This window comes from Pseudomonas sp. PS01303 (assembly GCF_029959385.1).
GTDB classification, from domain to species: Bacteria; Pseudomonadota; Gammaproteobacteria; order Pseudomonadales; family Pseudomonadaceae; genus Aquipseudomonas; species Aquipseudomonas rustica.
In genome coordinates this window covers 1-291 of sequence record NZ_JASCPK010000341.1, presented here as the reverse complement: position 1 = coordinate 291, position 291 = coordinate 1, and the positions used below count along the sequence as shown (strand labels likewise).

Sequence of the window (291 nt, the reverse complement as noted above, 5' to 3'; positions counted from 1 at the left end):
CAGCCGAACTGATCGATAAATCCGGCCGCGACAAAACCACCCGCCGCCCCACCGAACGAAAAACCGCACGCCGCCAGCGTCACCATCAAAGTACGCAAGCGTGGAGGCGAATATTCCGACATCAACGCCATCGCGCTGGGCATCGCGCCGCCCATGCCGATGCCGCAGATATAACGCGCGATCATCAGCGTATTCAGGGAATCGGCGAACACCATCAACACGGTGAGCGTGGCGTAGATCAGCACGCAAGCAAGCAGAATCCGTCGCACGCCGAAGCGGTCGGCCAATGGC

1 protein-coding gene is annotated in these 291 nt (G+C 60.8%); it reads right to left on the bottom strand.

Annotated features, from left to right (window positions below):
* On the bottom strand, positions 1–291 hold a 291-nt coding region (locus tag QMX93_RS30890; protein WP_282359358.1), incomplete at both ends, for an MFS transporter.